Below are 17735 nucleotides of genomic sequence, written 5' to 3' on the forward strand. Positions count from 1 at the left end.
TGCACTTGTGGATAACTCAATAGATAATAGCCTTCAGAAAAATAATAACCTAGTTACTACTGGAGTTTTGGTTGGATCATTCCCCTTGGCAAAGATGCCTATCTGTTCTACAAGAAGAATTGCCTGCTCAGCAATTTAGTATGTGGATCCGACCCTTACAATGCGTTATAAATGATAATGTTATGACGCTTTATGCTCCTAATCGCTTTGTTTTAGATTGGGTTAGAGATAAATATGTAAATCGTATAAATGAACTTCTTACTATTAACGAATCAAATAATCCATTATTACTTCGCTTTGATGTGGGTAGTAAACCGACTATTGATAATTCTGTTACCAATAGCCCCGTTTCTAGAAATACGGGTGGCAACGAATCATTATTTGCCAAAGCTACTTCAGCGCCTAAAGTTGCTGAGCCAGAAAGTAATATTCCAAAGAAAACCAATGTACGTTTAAATTACACTTTCGAAAATTTCGTTGAGGGTAAATCTAATCAACTTGCTCGAGCTGCTGCTTCACAAGTTGCAGATAATCCGGGCACTGCTTACAACCCATTATTTATTTATGGTGGTACTGGTTTAGGTAAAACGCATTTATTACATGCTGTTGGTAATGGGATTTTGCTCAACAAACCCAATGCAAAAATCGCTTATATGCATTCAGAGCGATTTGTGCAAGATATGGTTAGAGCATTACAAAATAATGCGATGGAAAAATTCAAGCAATACTATCGTAGTGTTGATGCACTACTTATCGATGATATTCAATTTTTTGCTGGTAAAGAGCGAACTCAAGAAGAATTTTTCCATACGTTCAATGCATTACTTGAGGGGAATCAACAGGTTATATTAACCAGTGATCGCTATCCAAAAGAAATTAATGGTGTAGATGATAGATTAAAATCTCGATTTGGTTGGGGCTTAACTTTAGCAATAGAACCGCCAGAACTTGAAACGCGGGTTGCTATATTAAAGCGCAAAGCACAAGAAAGTCAGATTAATTTGGCTGATGAAGTTGCCTTTTTTATTGCTAAACGTCTTCGCTCTAATGTTCGTGAATTGGAAGGGGCTTTAAACCGTGTTATCGCTAATGCCAATTTTACTGGTCGTGCTATTACTATTGATTTTGTCCGTGAAGCATTACGAGATTTACTCGCCTTACAAGATAAACTCGTTACTATAGATAATATTCAACGAACGGTTGCCGAATATTATAAAATTAAAATAGCGGATTTGTTATCAAAACGTCGAAATCGCTCTGTTGCTCGACCTCGCCAAATTGCCATGGCATTATCTAAAGAGTTAACCAACCACAGCTTGCCTGAAATTGGTGATGCATTTGGTGGTCGAGATCATACAACAGTTTTGCATGCCTGCCGTAAAGTTAAATCATTACGTGAAGAGACGCATGATATTAAAGAAGATTACTCAAATTTAATCAGAACACTTTCATCTTAATAATTAAAAATAAAAACAGCACTTAAGCAGGTACCAAAATGAAGTTTTCACTGAATAGGGAATTATTACTTAAACCATTATTATTGGTTTCTGGCGCAGTAGAACGTAAAAGTACGTTGCCAATTTTAAGTAATATACTTTTTGAGGTTAGTGGTCAGTCACTTACTTTGACAGCCACGGATTTAGAACTCGAAATGGTTGCTTATGCTGAAATTCAGAATCAAGGTGACGATGGTAAGATCACTATTCCGGCTCGTAAATTATTAGACATATGTAAAAGTCTACCAGAGAGTTCTTTAATTTCTTTTGAAGTGATAGATGAAACTATTAAGTTATCTTCAGGTCGTAGTAAATATTCACTTTCTACGTTACCTGCTGTCGATTTTCCAAATATTGAAGAATGGAAAGGGGATGTTGAGTTTCAACTTTTAAAATCTGAATTTTTACGTTTAATAGAAAGCACTCATTTTTCGATGGCCAACCAAGATGTCCGTTATTACTTAAACGGCATGTCTATCGAAAGTGAAGGAAATGAGATTCGTTCAGTGGCTACAGATGGTCATCGTCTTGCTATTTGTAAAATATCAAATGAAACTTTAGCATTACCAGCTAGACAAGTTATTGTTCCCCGTAAAGGTATACTTGAAATAATTCGTCTACTTGCTCCTGTTGATGAAGCAGTGCAGGTGTTTTTAGGCTCTAATCACATTCGCATTATTGATAGTGAGTTCTCTTTTACCAGTAAATTGGTCGATGGTCGATTTCCTGATTACAGAAGAGTATTACCGAGAAACGGCGATAAAGTTTTTGAAACTAACAAAGATGCACTTCGTCAGGTTTTATCACGTGCCTCAATTTTATCTAATGAGAAATTTAAAGGTGTACGTTTAAATTTCTCAGATACTAATTTAAAAATTACGGCCAATAACCCAGAGCAAGAACAAGCTGAGGAAGAAATTGAAATTAACTTTCCTTATGGCGAATTAGAAATTGGCTTTAACGTTAGCTATGTTCTCGATGTGCTAAGTGCTATCAAAGATGAAAATGTTAAATTTACCTTAGCTGATGCAAACAGTAGTGTAGTCATTGAGGGCAGTAGCAATGGCGAAGCGCTTTATGTTGTTATGCCTATGCGTTTATAGATTTATATTATAGTGAATAGGTGTTTTTTTTACCGATGAGTGTTGCTAGGCTTACTACGTATAACTTTAGAAATTTATCATCTGTTGCTATTGATTTACATCCCAAGCTTAATTTTTTTATTGGCAATAATGGCAGTGGAAAAAGTAGTTTACTTGAAGCCCTTTTTTTTCTGGGTCACGGTAAGTCATTTCGAACGAGTAAAGTAGAGCATCTTGCTTGTTACGAAACCGATAATTTTGTTGTCAGTATTAAAGATGTTAACGATTTACAACTTGGTTTAAGTAAAAATTTACAGACCGGCGTTACGCTCATTAAAATTAATGGTGAGCGTCATGCACGTTTATCTGAATTGGCAAAAAATATTGCTGTGCAAATTGTCACTCCTGAAAGTTTTAAATTGTTTTTTGGAGGACCGAAAGAGCGTCGACGTTTTATAGAGTTAGGTATGTTTCACGTGAAACATGATTCATCTAAACAATGGCGTGAATTTAACAGAGTCTTAAAACAGCGTAATGCTTGTATACGACATAACTTAGATAAAGCTACCTTTGATTATTGGACTGGTTTATTTTGTCAACTATCAGAGCAGGTTGCTGAAGTAAGATCTCAATATATTACTAACTTAATTTCAGAATTACCTTATTGGTTAGAAATTTTGTTACCAAATATTGCTGATAAGGTAACTGTACAATATTTACAGGGTTGGCCACAAAAAAAGAATTTAATGGATTCGCTGAACGATAGCCATGAGAGAGAACAAGCTTTTGGTTATAGTATTTATGGCGCACATAAATTTGATGTGAAATTTCTCATTGCAAAGCAGGCATTAGAGAGCCAGCTTTCAAGGGGACAACAAAAGTTGTTTTTACTGGCATTAACATTTGCACAGGCTAAATTAATTGCAAGAGTTAATCGAGTAAAACCAATTTTACTTATTGATGATATAGGGGCAGAATTAGATATTAATTCTAGGGAATCCTTATCACAAGCGCTAAGTATTTTGGATTGCCAAGTTATTATCACGGCAATAGAAGAAGGTGTATTACAACCTTTTATTGATGACGTTTCAGTTGCTGATAAAGAGAGTAGTAAGAAAACAAAATATCATATGTTTCACGTGAAACATGGTGGTATATTACCTGTGAATAATTCAGTTAAGATTGAGTAGGCTAAAACTATGACAGTAGAAAATGAATATAGCTCGTCCAGTATTAAGGTACTAAAAGGACTTGATGCAGTACGAAAAAGACCTGGTATGTATATAGGTGACACGGATGATGGCACTGGTTTACATCATATGGTTTTTGAGGTTTTAGATAACTCAATCGATGAAGCATTAGCGGGACACTGTACTGATATTATAGTGACTATCCATTTAGATGGCTCAGTGTCAGTGCAAGATGATGGCCGTGGAATACCTACTGAAATTCATCCTGAAGAGGGTATATCTGCTGCTGAAGTTATTATGACGGTTCTACATGCCGGTGGTAAGTTTGGTGGTGAAGACTCTGGTTATAAAGTATCAGGCGGTTTACACGGTGTTGGTATTTCAGTAGTAAATGCGTTAAGTGAAAAACTTAAGTTGAACATTCGCCGCGATGGCAAATTGTTTGAACAGTTTTATCATATTGGTGTAGCTGAAGCTCCACTAGCTGAAGTTGGTGTAAGCGATAAAACAGGTACTGAAGTGCGCTTTTGGCCAAGTACTAATACTTTTACTGATGTTTTATTTCATTATGAAATATTAGTAAAACGAATTCGTGAATTATCATTCTTGAACTCTGGCGTATCAATTCGATTAATTGATGAACGCGAAGAAGGTAAAGAAGACCACTTCCATTACGATGGTGGTATTCAAGCATTTGTTGATTATTTAAATACCAATAAGACTCCTGTAAATGAAGAAATATTCTATTTCGATTTAGAACGTGAAGATGGCATTGCGGTTGAAGTAGCAATGCAATGGAATGATGGTTTCCAAGAGAATATTTACTGTTTCACTAATAATATTCCACAGCGTGATGGTGGAACTCATTTAAGTGGTTTTAGAACAGCACTAACAAGAACCCTGAACTCTTATATGACCAAAGAAGGTTTAAATAAGACGAAGAAAGGTGGCGCTACTGAAACTAGTGCTACTGGTGATGATGCTCGTGAGGGATTAACTGCTGTTATATCTGTGAAAGTTCCTGATCCTAAGTTCTCTTCACAAACAAAAGATAAACTTGTTTCGTCTGAAGTAAAAACTGCAGTTGAACAAGCTATGGGTGAAAAACTAGGTGAATACCTATTAGAGAATCCATCGATAGCACGTACTATCATCATGAAAATTGTTGATGCTGCTCGAGCACGTGAAGCTGCTCGTAAAGCTCGTGAAATGACTCGCCGTAAAGGTGTATTAGATATTGCTGGTTTACCTGGTAAGTTAGCAGATTGTCAGGAAAAAGATCCTGCATTATCTGAAATATATATTGTGGAAGGGGACTCTGCTGGTGGTTCAGCTAAGCAGGGGCGTAATCGTAAAAACCAAGCTATCCTACCGTTAAAAGGTAAAATTCTTAACGTTGAGAAAGCTCGATTTGATAAGATGATATCTTCTCAGGAAGTTGGCACGCTGATTACTGCACTAGGTTGTGGTATAGGTCGTGATGAATATAACCCGGAAAAGCTTCGTTACCACAGCATCATTATCATGACCGATGCCGATGTCGATGGGTCTCATATCCGTACCTTATTACTGACTTTCTTCTATCGTCAAATGCCAGAAATTATGGAACGTGGACATATCTTTATCGCACAGCCACCACTTTACAAAGTAAAGAAAGGTAAGCAAGAGCGCTACATTAAAGATGATGATGGTTTAACTGAATACTTAACAACACTTGCACTTGATAATGCCTCTATTCATGTGAATGAAGATGCTCCTGCAATAACAGGTGCTGCTTTAGAGCAATTAGTAAATCAATTCCGTAATACTATGGATATCATTAAACGCCTATCTAGACAGATTCCAGCGGATATTCTTGAGAAAATGGTTTATAGCAGTACTATCAGTGCTGATGATTTTGCTGATGAAGCTAAAGTTAATGCTTGGGCAAAGAATTTAATTACTCAGCTTGAAAATCAAGATGGTAATGGTTCAATCTATAAAATTGAAGTGAAGTATAATCAAGAACGTAACATTTATTTTCCTAACTTTATCGTAAGAAAACACGGTATCGATAAAGAATATCATTGTAGTTATGAGTTTATCCAATCAAAAGAATTTGCATCGATTATGGCATTAAATACCTCAATCAATGACTTGATGGAAGAAGGTGCTTACGTTAAACGTGGTGATAAAGTTAACCCAGCAGCTAACTTTGAGGATGCGTTAGAGTGGTTAATGGCAGAATCGAAACGTGGTCAATATATACAACGTTACAAAGGGTTAGGTGAAATGAACCCTGAGCAGCTGTGGGAAACGACTATGGATCCTGAAACGCGACGTATGTTACAGGTAACTATTGAAGATGCTATCGCAGCGGATCAACTATTCACTACTCTAATGGGTGATCATGTTGAACCACGTAGAAAGTTTATTGAAGACAATGCCTTAAAAGTTTCAAACCTTGATATATAGTACTTATTGATTTTTAAATAAAATGCCCGGTCTTCATATCCGGGCATTTTTGTAGAATAAGTACTCTAAAAATGGTTATAATTAATAAACCGAATAAGATGGTAAAGAGTCCCTAAGTATTTTCAGAAAATATTCTTTGCTCAGTTAAACAATACAAAAGTGAATTTGAACACCATGACAACTTATAATAGTAATACTTTTCAAGGCTTAATTTTGCAATTGCAAGATTATTGGTCACGTCAAGGTTGTGCAATCGTACAGCCTCTTGATATGGAAGTTGGGGCAGGTACATTCCACCCGATGACTTTTTTACGCTCAATTGGCCCAGAGCCTATTAGCAGTGCTTATGTACAACCTTGCCGTCGTCCTACGGATGGTCGTTATGGTGATAACCCAAATCGCTTACAGCATTATTATCAATTTCAAGTGATGTTAAAGCCTTCACCTAAGAATATTCAAGAGCTTTACCTAAATTCTTTAAAAGAGTTAGGTGTAGACCCGCTTGTTCATGATATACGTTTTGTAGAAGATAACTGGGAGTCACCTACATTAGGTGCTTGGGGCTTAGGTTGGGAGATTTGGTTAAATGGTATGGAGATCTCACAATTCACCTACTTCCAACAAGTAGGTGGCTTAGAGTGTACGCCGGTTACGGGTGAAATAACTTACGGGTTAGAGCGCTTAGCCATGTATATACAAAATGTGGATAGCATTTATGATCTAGTATGGACTGATGGTCCTCTAGGCACTGTTTATTACCGTGATATTTTCCATCAAAATGAAGTAGAGCAATCTACTTATAATTTTGAGTATGCGGATGTGGATGCATTATTTAAGCAATTTGACCAATGTGAAAAAGATAGTCAAAAACTGATTGAAGCTAATTTACCTTTACCTGCTTATGAGCAAGTAATGAAAGCATCACATGCCTTTAACTTACTTGATGCTCGTCATGCTATATCGGTAACTGAGCGCCAACGTTATATTTTACGTGTACGTACTTTATCTAAAGCTGTTGCAGAAGCTTATTACCAGAAACGTGAAGAGCTTGGTTTTCCAATGTGCAAGAATAATGAAACTTTAGCTAAAGGAGATAAATAATGACTACTGAAACACTCCTTATTGAGCTTGGTACAGAAGAGTTACCACCTAAATCATTAAAAACATTAGCGACTGCTTTTTATGACAACATCAAGGGTCAACTTGATAGTCATAACTTATCGTATAGCGATATTAAATGGTTTGCTACACCTCGTCGATTTGCTGTTCAAGTTTTTGATTTAGTTGAAAAACAGGATGATAAAATCGTAGAGAAACGCGGTCCAGCAGTGAATGTAGCATTTGATGATGCTGGCAATGCTAGCAAAGCTGCACAAGGTTGGGCTCGGTCGAATGGCATAGAGGTTGATCAAGCAGAGCGTTTAGTTACCGGCAAGGGCGAATGGTTACTTCATCGTGCCACAGTATCAGGTAAAGCTGTCGTTGAACTAATACCGGACATGGTAACGACGGCATTAAATAAACTGCCAATTGCTAAACCTATGCGTTGGGGAGCTGAACGAACTCAGTTTATTCGCCCAGTACAAACGTTAACCATGCTTTTTGGTAGCGATATTATTGCAGGAGAGGCCCTTGGGGTTAGCTCAAGTAATCAAGTACAAGGGCATCGTTTTCATCATGAAGGTTTAGTGACTATTAATCATGCTAATGATTACCAAGCCGAATTAGCAAAAGCTTACGTAGAAGTAGACTTTAATGAAAGACAAAACAAAATTGTTGCTCAAATAAAACAAGTTGCTAATGATATTGACGCTGTTGCCTTAATTGATGAAGAGTTACTTAACGAAGTAACGGCATTAGTTGAGTGGCCAGTGACTTTAGTTGGGACTTTTGATGAAGATTTCCTAAATGTGCCAGCAGAGCCGTTAATATACTCGATGAAAGATCATCAAAAGTATTTCCCGGTCACAGATAAAAATGGTCAATTAGTTAATAAGTTTATCTTTGTTACTAATATAGAATCTAAAGATCCGAATACGATTATTTTTGGTAATGAAAAAGTCATTCGTCCTCGTTTAGCCGATGCTGAGTTTTTCTTTAAAACGGATAAAAAACAGAGTTTAGAATCAAGATTAAAAAGTCTTGAGTCAGTGTTATTTCAAAAGCAGCTAGGTACATTGAAGGCTAAGTCTGAGCGAATTGCTTCATTATCTCAATTCATCGCTGAACAATTAAACGAGAATGCACAAGATGCTTATCGTGCAGGTTTACTTAGTAAAACTGATTTAATGTCAGATATGGTATTAGAATTCCCACAAGTGCAAGGCACTATGGGTAAGTATTACGCATTACATGATGGTGAAAATGAAAACATTGCACAAGCATTGGAAGATCAATATCGTCCACGTTTTGCCGGTGATTCTTTACCAGAAGCTAATATTGGTTGTGCAGTAGCTATTAGTGACAAAATTGATAGCTTAGTGGGTATCTTTGGTATTAATCAAGCCCCTAAGGGTGATAAAGACCCGTTTGCTTTACGAAGAGCTGCCATTGGTAGTATTCGTATAATCATTGAAAAACAGCTCGATTTAGACCTATCCACTTTGATTAATAAAAGTATTGAATTATTTGGCGATAAATTAGTAAACGAAAATACCGCCACTGATGTACTTGAATTTATTATGGGTCGTTTCCGTGCTTTTTATCAAGAACAAGGTATTAGCGTTGATGTTATCCAAGCGGTATTGGCTAAGAAGCCGAGTGCACCACTTGACTTTGAAAAGCGCATTAAAGCAGTAACTTTCTTTGGTGAGTTACCTGAGGCTGCAACACTTGCTGCTGCTAATAAGCGTGTTGGAAATATATTGGCTAAATTCGATGGTGAACTTTACCAGTCGTTTAATACTGATTTAGCAACAGAGCAAGCGGAACGTGATTTAGCTGATATCTATCGAGATATAAGCTTGAAAGTTGCGCCGTTAATGGCTGATAAGAATTACCAAGCCGCTCTTTCTGAATTAGCTCAGCTTAAAGCTCCTATAGATACCTTCTTTGATGGTGTCATGGTGATGAGCGATGATGAAGCAGTTAAAATAAACCGTTTAACCTTACTCAATCAAATTAGAAATAGCTTCTTTGCAATCGCAGATATATCTGTCTTGCAGTAAACCCTGCGTTAGAAAAAAGTTAGAAATAAAATAAAAAGGTCATGGCAACATGGCCTTTTTTTATGCCTAAAATTCGAGTGAAATAAATTTAATAAATGACATTCAAAATTTGAGCTAGATCAACAACAAGAACATAAATAGGCGTAAGGTGAATGTAAGGGTAAATACCCAAGCTACTTGAAGATGCAGATTTCAGCTGGAATTATAAATCCCTTTAGGCAAGGCATTGATTGAAGAGAATAGTTATTCTATTGTCGACATCAATAACGTAGCTTAAAGCGTTTATAAACCAGCCCTACGGGGATGTTTGAGCAAACAATGTTCTTCGTTGCCTCCTTTTTTAAGGGAATAACCCTTAATAAAATGAGGCGCCTTGATCATGAATTGCTCAAGCATCCTGAAACACACATTTTCAAGTGGCTTGGGTATATATAAATACCGACCAATAAGGAGCTGGTTATGCCAAGCAAAGAAATAACGACATTATTAGAAAATAAATTAGTGCAATTAACTAAGCGAATTAGTGCGATAGAAGCTGATTTTCATAAAGGTAGATCACAAGACTTTTCTGAACAAGCAACAGAAACTGAAAATGATGGTGTGCTCGATGAAATTCATCATGAGGCGAAGCTAGAGTTGAGTTTAGTCAAGTCGGCATTAAAACGAATAACAGAGGGGTTATACGGAAGTTGTGTTGAATGTGAGGAACCCATTAACCCTGATAGATTGTCGGCATTACCTTATACAACTAAATGTATTAAGTGCGCTGTTTAATAAAATATTAACAATAACTTTTGGAGCAAAATATGACATTAGAAAAACATGATTTACACCACGAATTTCCAGAATTTACGGATGAGATACATCACTTAAAATTAAATGATAATCACTTTGCGAGACTTTTTACTGAATATCATGAAATAGATCATGAAGTTAACCGTATTGAGCAAGGTGTAGAAAACACCAGTGATGAATACCTAGAAGGTAAAAAGAAACAAAGACTTAAGCTAAAAGATAAGTTATTTGTTATGTTGAAAAAAGTACAAATACCAGCATAGTTTTTGGTGTATACCCATTACCAATCAAGATGCATGTTTCAGAGTGTTTGAGCCGTTTCAATTCAAGGCGCTGTGATGACATAATGGTTATCCTTTATAAATCACAGCAACGATGAAGTGAAGTTGCTCAAGCGCTTCTTCGATGGGTTTAAACTGACTTTATACAGCGTTAAATAATCAAACCATAGAAAGACTATGTTTAAATTATTTGCCTTGCCTAAAGTCATTTTAATTCCCACTGAAATTCTGCATTTTGAATGGTAACGGGTATAAAGTTACAACCTTAATCCCCTGTATCTTTAAGGTACTGGGGATTTTGTGTAAATAAAGGTGAATAACTGCTAAATACCATAAATATCTTGGAGTAATCGGTCCGAGCGAGGGATATAATAATTATTGTAATCAATAGAAAAAGCAATTGCAGTGGCCTTTCCTCGTAACTCTTGGTGAGGGACAAAGCCATAAACACGTGAATCTGCACTGTGTCGGCGGTTATCACCTAATACTAAATAATGACCCGAAGGAACGGTTACAGGTAGAAAATTACTGAGCCGGTTACTTGCGGTATTATTGATATTAATGTGGTGTTCAACATTTCCTATTTTTTCTATCGAGGTTGTGATGTTTTGGGAATTAGTTTTGTTAATCAGCTTATCTACTATTTTGTAGGACAAAGGTTTTCCGTTAACCTTAATAACTTCATTATTCATTTCAACGACATCGCCAGGTAAACCAATGACACGTTTAACTAATCTTAACTCTGCAGCTTTAGATTCAAACACAACAATCTCACCGCGTTTAGGCGTAGTAATTGATAGTAGTGATACATCGGTAAAAGGTAAGCGAACGTCATAGGCTATTTTATTAACAATAATACGGTCGCCTTCCTGAATAGTCGGTTTCATTGAACCTGTGGGCACAGAGTACCAGTCGGCAACCGCGCTTCGAAAAACGGACATCAACAAGATGAAAATAAGGAATTTTTTGTTACTATGTAAAAAAGAAATGAATTTTTTATTACTAAAGTTGGTCATAAGGTATTGCTCCGTGTTTAATAGCTATCGATAGCTATTGAATATAAGGCAATACAATAAAGTGAAAGTTCCACAGAGAAATAGTTACTTACACTTATCAATTCTTTTTAATGACATATAAAAAAGGTAGCGTATCTGTTTGCTTAGCCAGTAATTCATGCTCCATAAAGCGGCAAAAGCTTGGGATGTCTCTAGCAGTAGAGGGGTCATCACATTTTATTAGCAATGTTTCACCGCTAGCAATTTTTCTAATGTTCATGCGAACCATCATCACTGGTTCAGGACAACGTAGGCCAATGGCATCTAAGGTATGATTAGTTTGTTGAAAAATAGTCGTAGTCATTAGGTGTACATTAGCAAAAGTAATTTATAAATAATTATACCTCGTTTAGGTATTTCAACGTATAAAAAAATGGCTTCAACTATACTGAATTTATCGAAATAACTAAGTACGTTATCTCCCCAATATTTTTATTACCGACTCCAGAGGTACCAGTGAAAAGTATTCTAAAGGTTATATTACTGTCTGTTTGCACACTTTCGTCAATTAATATTTTGCAAGCAAATGATAGTTTGCAAATATTGACAGATGTTGGACAACAAAGAATATTCTTAAAAGCTGAAAAATTATTAGTAAAAAGTAATTCTCAACAGTATCAAAGCCTCTATAATCAGCTGTATTACTACCCTCTACAACCGTATTTAGATCAGCGCCGTCTAATAGAAAACATGCAGTTATCTTCAGCAGGGGAAATAGCCACTTTCTTAGAAAAACATCAACATTCGCCATTGGATTGGCCATTACGAAAAGCATGGTTAATGTTCTTAGCCAAAAAGAATAAGGGCGCACTTTTCCTTGAGTTTTATCAAAGTACTCGTAATAACGTACTTACTTGCCACAAACTCAACTTTTCTTTAGAGGCGGGTCTACCCTCAAATGTTGTATTACCTCAAGTAACAAAACTATGGTTAGTCGGTAAATCGTTAGATAAAGTTTGTGACCCAATAATTGAACAATGGCAACAAGCGGGTTATAGAACCGATGAAATTGTATGGCAACGTATAGGGTTAGCGGCAGATGGCGGAAAACATACCTTAATTCCTTATTTAACAAACTTACTGCCAAAGGATCAGCAATATTTAGGACGACTGTGGCATCAAGTAAGACGTGATCCTGCAACCGTAACGAGACAGTATAAGTTTATTAAAAAATCGACAAAAGAAAGCCAAATATATACTTATGGTATCAAACGCTTAATCTGGCGTGATCCTGATAAAGCATTAGCCAGTTTTAAAAAGGCGCAGCAAATATTCACTTTTTCAACAACACAACATCAGCAAATAGTCGCAAAATTTGCCGTGGCTTTAGCAAGTAAAAATCATCCACAAGCTAGGATTTGGTTAGAAAAGTTAGATCCACTGAACATAGATAGTAATATTATGCAGTGGCAGTTAACTGAAGTTTTAAAGCAACAAAATTGGCAACTTGTCTTGAAAGAACTGGCAACAATGCCTGAAAAATATAAAGCAAAATTACAGTGGCGGTACTGGTATGCAAGAGCATTGATTGCAACCGATGATTTAGAACATGGCCAAGATGTAATGAATGAATTATCAAGTAAACGTCATTATTATGGTTTTTTGGCTGCTAGCTACCTAGAAACCCCCGTCAGTTTGCAAGATAGTCCATTAGCGATCACTAGCCAGGAGAAAAACGCTATATTGTTGCACCCCTCAGCTAAGCGGGCATTTGAATTTTATTATTTAGGCCGTTATGTCAAAGCGCGCAGAGAGTGGCGTTATTGGCTTACACAACTGAATAATCGTGAAAAATTAGTCGCTGCAAAACTCGCTAATGAAAATGGTTGGTTTGACCGAGCAATATTCACCTTGTCAAAAGTTGGTTATATGGATGATGTTGAGTTGAGATTTCCAAAAGCATTTGATAAGAAGATTAACCAGCATGCCAAGAAGCAAGCAATTAACCCTGCGTGGGCTTTTGCTATCGCCAGACGTGAAAGTTCGTTTATGACAGATGCTCGTTCACCGGTTGGAGCCAAGGGCTTAATGCAGCTTATGCCAAATACAGCAAAGCAATTAAAACGCGGTAGTGTTAGTCGACAGTATTTGTACAATGCGGATAATAATATCAAATTAGGAACAAAGTACTTACGTAAGCTTCTGGATAAAAACAAAGGAAATCAGATTCTTGCTACAGCTTCTTACAATGCAGGACCTCATAGAGTAAAGGGGTGGTTAAAGAATAGCCATGCGATGCCTGCAGATATTTGGATAGAAACCATTCCCTTTAAAGAGACTCGTAATTACGTAAAAAGTGTTTTAGCGTATCAAGAGATTTATCAACATAAACCAGGGCAGGTTAGTCAGATTTTTGAGCAAGTCATTAATATGAGTATTGGTGATTAAGTAAATAACTTAACACTGCAAGATAAACTATGTTTGTCTTTGCAAAGTTATATGCACAAATTTAGCACATTTAAAATGGGACTTTATATTGCTAATGGTATGGCTTTTGAGGGATATGCTATCATAAGTTAAATTTTTGATGGCCGTTTTTCGGAGACAGAATACATGACAACACTTAATGCTAAGTTGGCTAGCCAATACCCAGCTCATATTGCCCAATTGCAACAGATGACTAAATCGGTACTTTCACGTGAAAACTTAGAAGGTTTAGTTATCCATTCTGGACAAGAAGTTAAGGCCTTTCTTGATGATAACTGTTATCCCTTTAAAGTAAATCCTCACTTTAAATATTGGCTACCATTAATTGATATTCCAAACTCTTGGTTAGTGGTTAATGGTGAAGATAAACCCACGTTAATATATTATCAACCGGTTGATTTTTGGCACAAGGTAACGCCTTTAGCAGAAAGTTATTGGGGTGAGTTTTTTAATATTAAAATATTAACTAAAGCGAGCGAAGTTGATAAATTATTGCCTTATGATAAAAAAGGCTTTGCCTATATTGGTAGTCATATTGAAGTTGCTACGGCGTTAGGTTTTGAAGCGATTAATCCAGAGCCGTTACTTAATTATGTTCATTATCATCGTGGTTATAAAAGTAAATATGAGCACGAATGTCTTCGCCAATCGAATGCTTTGGCAGTAAAGGCACATCAAGCCGCTCGTAATGCCTTTTTACAAGGGGATAGTGAGTACGATATTCAACAGGCATATCTTAAATCTATCGGTTACGGCACTAACGACACGCCATACGGTAATATTGTTGCCTTAAATAAAAACTGCTCAATTTTACACTATATGTCTTTAGATAAAATGACTCCGCAAGTACATCAATCATTTCTTATTGATGCCGGAGCTAACTTCAATGGTTATTCTGCAGATATTACCCGTACTTATTCATATAAAAATGATAAATTTGCTGAATTAATTGCCCGTATGGATCAGTTGATGCTTAATGCTGTTGCAGGATTAAAACCAGGTGTGAGTTATGTTGATCTTCATATTGAAACGCATAGAGCCATAGGGCAAGTGTTGCGAGACTTTAACTTTATCAATGTTGATGCTGACACTGCCGTAGAGTCAGGCATTATTTCTACTTTCTTCCCACATGGTTTAGGTCATCATTTAGGTTTACAGGTACATGATGTTGGTGGTTTTATGGCTGATGAACGTGGAACCCATGTGAATACACCAGCAGAACACCCATTTTTACGTACTTCACGTGTGATAGAAACAAACCAAGTGTTTACTATTGAACCCGGTTTGTATTTTATCGACTCGTTGCTTGCTGACTTAAAAGCGTCAGCTAATGCGGATCAAGTGAATTGGCAAAATGTAGATGAAATGCGCTGCTTTGGTGGTATTCGTATTGAAGATAATATTATTGTACATCAATCACACAATGAAAATATGACCAGAGACTTAGGTTTAAGCTAGGGTCTGCTAACCTTTCATTTTAGTCTCTGCTATAGCTTTCGGCTTGCCTTGAAAAAGTGTCATTCTTTGTTGCTTCATTCGCACTTGGAACAATCGAATATTGAATGAAGCGCCTTGATTGTCAGTGCAACAGAGTTACAAACTGAAAGATCAACAGACCCTATTTCAGAGAAGTAAAGTTTATTGTGACTAAATCCTATCCTATTGCGATTAATGATGTTGAAGATGAAAGCATTGTTAATCGCAGTCGTTTCATTTGCTATTTACGGCCTTGTGACGATATAGCACAAGCTAAAGCTATGTTAAAAGAGCTACAGCAGCTTCATCCGCAAGCGAGTCATCATTGTCATGCTTTTTTATCGAAAGCAGCCGATGATAGTCAAGGTTATGGTTTTTCTGATGATGGCGAACCAACAGGTACTGCGGGAAAACCTATGTTATTAGCATTGCAAGGTGGTGGCATAGGGCATGTTTGTGCCATTGTAGTTCGATACTTTGGTGGTACTAAATTAGGTACTGGCGGTCTACAAAGAGCATATGGTGGTAGTGTTCGCCAAGCATTAGCATTTTTACAGTCAAAAATTAAAATAGCTATGGTGCATAAAACCTTAGCGTGTCAATATAGCCAAATAGATGATGTTTTGCACTTGCTTAGGCAAATTGAAGGTCAAGTTGTTACTCAAGACTATCAACAAACAGTCATTTTTCGACTCGCCATTCCAATAGAAAAATTGGGTTTAATGCAGGATAAGTTACACACATTGTCATCAGGACAATTACAGTTAACCGCTATCGAACAAGAAACCGAATAATAAATCGAATAAGAAAAATAAAACGTGCAATATAAAAATATTATCCGAATTCTAGGCTTGTTGGTAGGGTTACTTAGTGTGACTATGCTGCCTCCAGCATTAATCTCATTAATCTACCGCGATGGTGGTGGTTTACCTTTTATTCTGGCTTTTTTATGGTGTATCTGCACAGGCTTTTTGGCTTGGTACCCTCATCGCTTTGAAAAAACGGATCTTAAAGCCAGAGAAGGTTTTTTAATTGTTGTGCTCTTTTGGTTAGTACTGGCCAGCTTTTCTGCTATTCCTCTGATGTTATTAGAAGAACCCAACCTATCTACCGCTGATGCCTTTTTTGAATCCTTTTCAGGATTAACCACGACAGGGGCAACTATTTTAAATCATATTGATGATTTACCCCACGCAGTCTTATGGTATCGCCAGCAATTACAGTGGTTAGGTGGTATGGGTATTATTGTTTTAGCTGTTGCGGTATTACCGATGCTTGGTATTGGTGGTATGCAATTATATCGTGCTGAAACACCTGGCCCAGTGAAAGACTCAAAAATGACGCCACGGATTGCCGATACCGCAAAACATTTATGGTACATTTATTTAGGATTAACTATTGCGTGTGCTTTAGCATACTGGCTCGCAGGTATGTCGGGTTTTGATGCTATTTGCCATGCCTTTTCTACGATTGCAATTGGTGGTTTTTCTACCCATGATGCTAGTATGGGCTACTTTAATAGCCCAACAATTAACTTAGTTTGTGTCACCTTTCTATTAATTGCTGGGGTTAATTTTGCCTTGCACTATGCCGCTGTGCAGAGTAGATCGGTTAGGAGTTACTTCTTTGACCCTGAGTTTAAAGTCTTTATTGGTATCCAAATTGTACTGACTGTAATTTGCTTTACCGTACTATTAGCTACGGGTACTTATCAAGATGTCGACCAAGCACTCGATCAAGCACTATTCCAATCGGTTTCAATTAGTACTACCGCAGGGTTTGCAACAACATCTTTTGCTGATTGGCCCACGCTTTTGCCTATGTTACTTATTTTTTCTAGTTTTATTGGTGGTTGTGCAGGTAGTACTGGTGGTGGTATGAAGGTAGTACGGGTAGTGTTACTTTATTTACAAGGTCTTCGAGAGTTAAATAAACTGGTACATCCTCGAGCTATTTTTAGTATTAAATTAGGTCGAAAAGTTTTACCTGACCGTATTGTTGAGGCCGTATGGGGTTTCTTCTCCGCTTACGCTGCGGTGTTTGTTATTTGTATGTTACTGCTACTGGCAGCAGGTATGGATGACATCACAGCCTTTACAGCCGTTGCGGCTTGTATCAATAACCTTGGACCAGGGTTAGGGGAGGTTGCTGCTAACTTTTCTTCGATTAATGATATGAGCAAGTGGGTATTAATCATGGCCATGTTGTTTGGTCGTTTAGAGATATTTACGCTGCTAGTTCTGTTTACTCCTGCCTTCTGGCGCTCATAAATCGTATATAGCTAAATACCTATATACGATTTTATTGATTCA

The 17735-nt window shown here is 36.9% G+C and carries 14 protein-coding genes; 12 read left to right on the forward strand and 2 right to left on the reverse strand.

Features of this window, described 5'->3' with window-relative positions:
* Nucleotides 1–71 precede the first annotated feature (71 nt).
* The 8 genes from dnaA to CPS_RS00040 all read left to right on the forward strand — a co-directional run bounded on the left by dnaA (nt 72) and on the right by CPS_RS00040 (nt 10447).
* Nucleotides 72–1457, forward strand: coding sequence for a chromosomal replication initiator protein DnaA (gene dnaA / locus CPS_RS00005; protein ID WP_011040891.1), 1386 nt, complete (start codon nt 72–74; stop codon nt 1455–1457).
* Between the two features lie 38 nt (nt 1458–1495).
* A complete protein-coding gene (dnaN, locus tag CPS_RS00010) occupies nt 1496–2599 on the forward strand; it encodes a DNA polymerase III subunit beta (RefSeq protein ID WP_011040892.1) in 1104 nt (367 codons plus the stop codon).
* 35 nt (nt 2600–2634) lie between these two features.
* Complete coding sequence (recF, locus tag CPS_RS00015) at nt 2635–3768, forward strand: DNA replication/repair protein RecF (RefSeq protein ID WP_011040893.1); 1134 nt, start codon at nt 2635–2637, stop codon at nt 3766–3768.
* A 9-nt stretch (nt 3769–3777) separates the two neighbouring features.
* The gene (gene gyrB / locus CPS_RS00020; RefSeq protein WP_011040894.1) at nt 3778–6222 is read left to right on the forward strand and encodes a DNA topoisomerase (ATP-hydrolyzing) subunit B; all 2445 of its coding nucleotides are present in this window, start codon (nt 3778–3780) and stop codon (nt 6220–6222) included.
* Nucleotides 6223–6396: 174 nt separating this feature from the next.
* Entirely contained in the window at nt 6397–7323 is a 927-nt protein-coding gene (glyQ, locus tag CPS_RS00025) for a glycine--tRNA ligase subunit alpha (RefSeq protein WP_041736508.1), read from the forward strand.
* Nucleotides 7323–9389, forward strand: coding sequence for a glycine--tRNA ligase subunit beta (glyS, locus tag CPS_RS00030; RefSeq protein WP_011040896.1), 2067 nt, complete (start codon nt 7323–7325; stop codon nt 9387–9389). The genes glyQ and glyS overlap by 1 nt, the downstream gene beginning before the upstream one ends.
* Nucleotides 9390–9848: 459 nt before the next feature.
* Nucleotides 9849–10163, forward strand: coding sequence for a TraR/DksA family transcriptional regulator (locus CPS_RS00035; RefSeq protein WP_011040897.1), 315 nt, complete (start codon nt 9849–9851; stop codon nt 10161–10163).
* 32 nt (nt 10164–10195) lie between these two features.
* On the forward strand, nt 10196–10447 hold the full coding sequence (locus CPS_RS00040; RefSeq protein WP_011040898.1) for a YdcH family protein: 252 nt from the start codon (nt 10196–10198) through the stop codon (nt 10445–10447).
* A 341-nt stretch (nt 10448–10788) separates the two neighbouring features.
* Here CPS_RS00040 and lepB read toward each other — a convergent pair whose 3' ends face one another.
* Together lepB and tusA are read right to left on the reverse strand one after the other, a co-directional pair.
* On the reverse strand, nt 10789–11481 hold the full coding sequence (lepB, locus tag CPS_RS00045) for a signal peptidase I (protein ID WP_011040899.1): 693 nt from the start codon (nt 11479–11481) through the stop codon (nt 10789–10791).
* A 97-nt stretch (nt 11482–11578) separates the two neighbouring features.
* Nucleotides 11579–11824, reverse strand: a complete 246-nt coding sequence (tusA, locus tag CPS_RS00050; RefSeq protein WP_011040900.1) for a sulfurtransferase TusA — start codon at nt 11822–11824, stop codon at nt 11579–11581.
* 152 nt (nt 11825–11976) lie between these two features.
* On the opposite strand from tusA, the gene CPS_RS00055 reads away from it, so the two are divergent.
* From CPS_RS00055 to CPS_RS00070, 4 genes are all read left to right on the forward strand, one after another.
* Nucleotides 11977–13908, forward strand: a complete 1932-nt coding sequence (locus CPS_RS00055) for a transglycosylase SLT domain-containing protein (protein WP_011040901.1) — start codon at nt 11977–11979, stop codon at nt 13906–13908.
* A gap of 165 nt (nt 13909–14073) precedes the next feature.
* Nucleotides 14074–15405 (forward strand): Xaa-Pro dipeptidase, encoded by a 1332-nt coding sequence (gene pepQ, locus CPS_RS00060; RefSeq protein ID WP_011040903.1) that lies wholly within the window; start codon nt 14074–14076, stop codon nt 15403–15405.
* 185 nt (nt 15406–15590) lie between these two features.
* On the forward strand, nt 15591–16217 hold the full coding sequence (locus tag CPS_RS00065) for a YigZ family protein (RefSeq protein WP_011040904.1): 627 nt from the start codon (nt 15591–15593) through the stop codon (nt 16215–16217).
* Between the two features lie 24 nt (nt 16218–16241).
* Entirely contained in the window at nt 16242–17693 is a 1452-nt protein-coding gene (locus tag CPS_RS00070) for a TrkH family potassium uptake protein (RefSeq protein ID WP_011040905.1), read from the forward strand.
* Nucleotides 17694–17735 lie beyond the last annotated feature (42 nt).

It is taken from the genome of Colwellia psychrerythraea 34H, from assembly GCF_000012325.1.
Classification (GTDB): Bacteria; Pseudomonadota; Gammaproteobacteria; order Enterobacterales; family Alteromonadaceae; genus Colwellia; species Colwellia psychrerythraea_A.

Bases quoted from the DNA above. Each gene is read 5' to 3' on its own strand.
- dnaN (WP_011040892.1), top strand. From the start codon at position 1,496: ATGAAGTTTTCACTGAATAGGGAATTATTACTTAAACCATTATTATTG.
- recF (WP_011040893.1), top strand. From the start codon at position 2,635: ATGAGTGTTGCTAGGCTTACTACGTATAACTTTAGAAATTTATCATCT.
- gyrB (WP_011040894.1), top strand. From the start codon at position 3,778: ATGACAGTAGAAAATGAATATAGCTCGTCCAGTATTAAGGTACTAAAA.
- glyQ (WP_041736508.1), top strand. From the start codon at position 6,397: ATGACAACTTATAATAGTAATACTTTTCAAGGCTTAATTTTGCAATTG.
- glyS (WP_011040896.1), top strand. From the start codon at position 7,323: ATGACTACTGAAACACTCCTTATTGAGCTTGGTACAGAAGAGTTACCA.
- CPS_RS00035 (WP_011040897.1), top strand. From the start codon at position 9,849: ATGCCAAGCAAAGAAATAACGACATTATTAGAAAATAAATTAGTGCAA.
- CPS_RS00040 (WP_011040898.1), top strand. From the start codon at position 10,196: ATGACATTAGAAAAACATGATTTACACCACGAATTTCCAGAATTTACG.
- lepB (WP_011040899.1), bottom strand. From the start codon at position 11,481: ATGACCAACTTTAGTAATAAAAAATTCATTTCTTTTTTACATAGTAAC.
- tusA (WP_011040900.1), bottom strand. From the start codon at position 11,824: ATGACTACGACTATTTTTCAACAAACTAATCATACCTTAGATGCCATT.
- pepQ (WP_011040903.1), top strand. From the start codon at position 14,074: ATGACAACACTTAATGCTAAGTTGGCTAGCCAATACCCAGCTCATATT.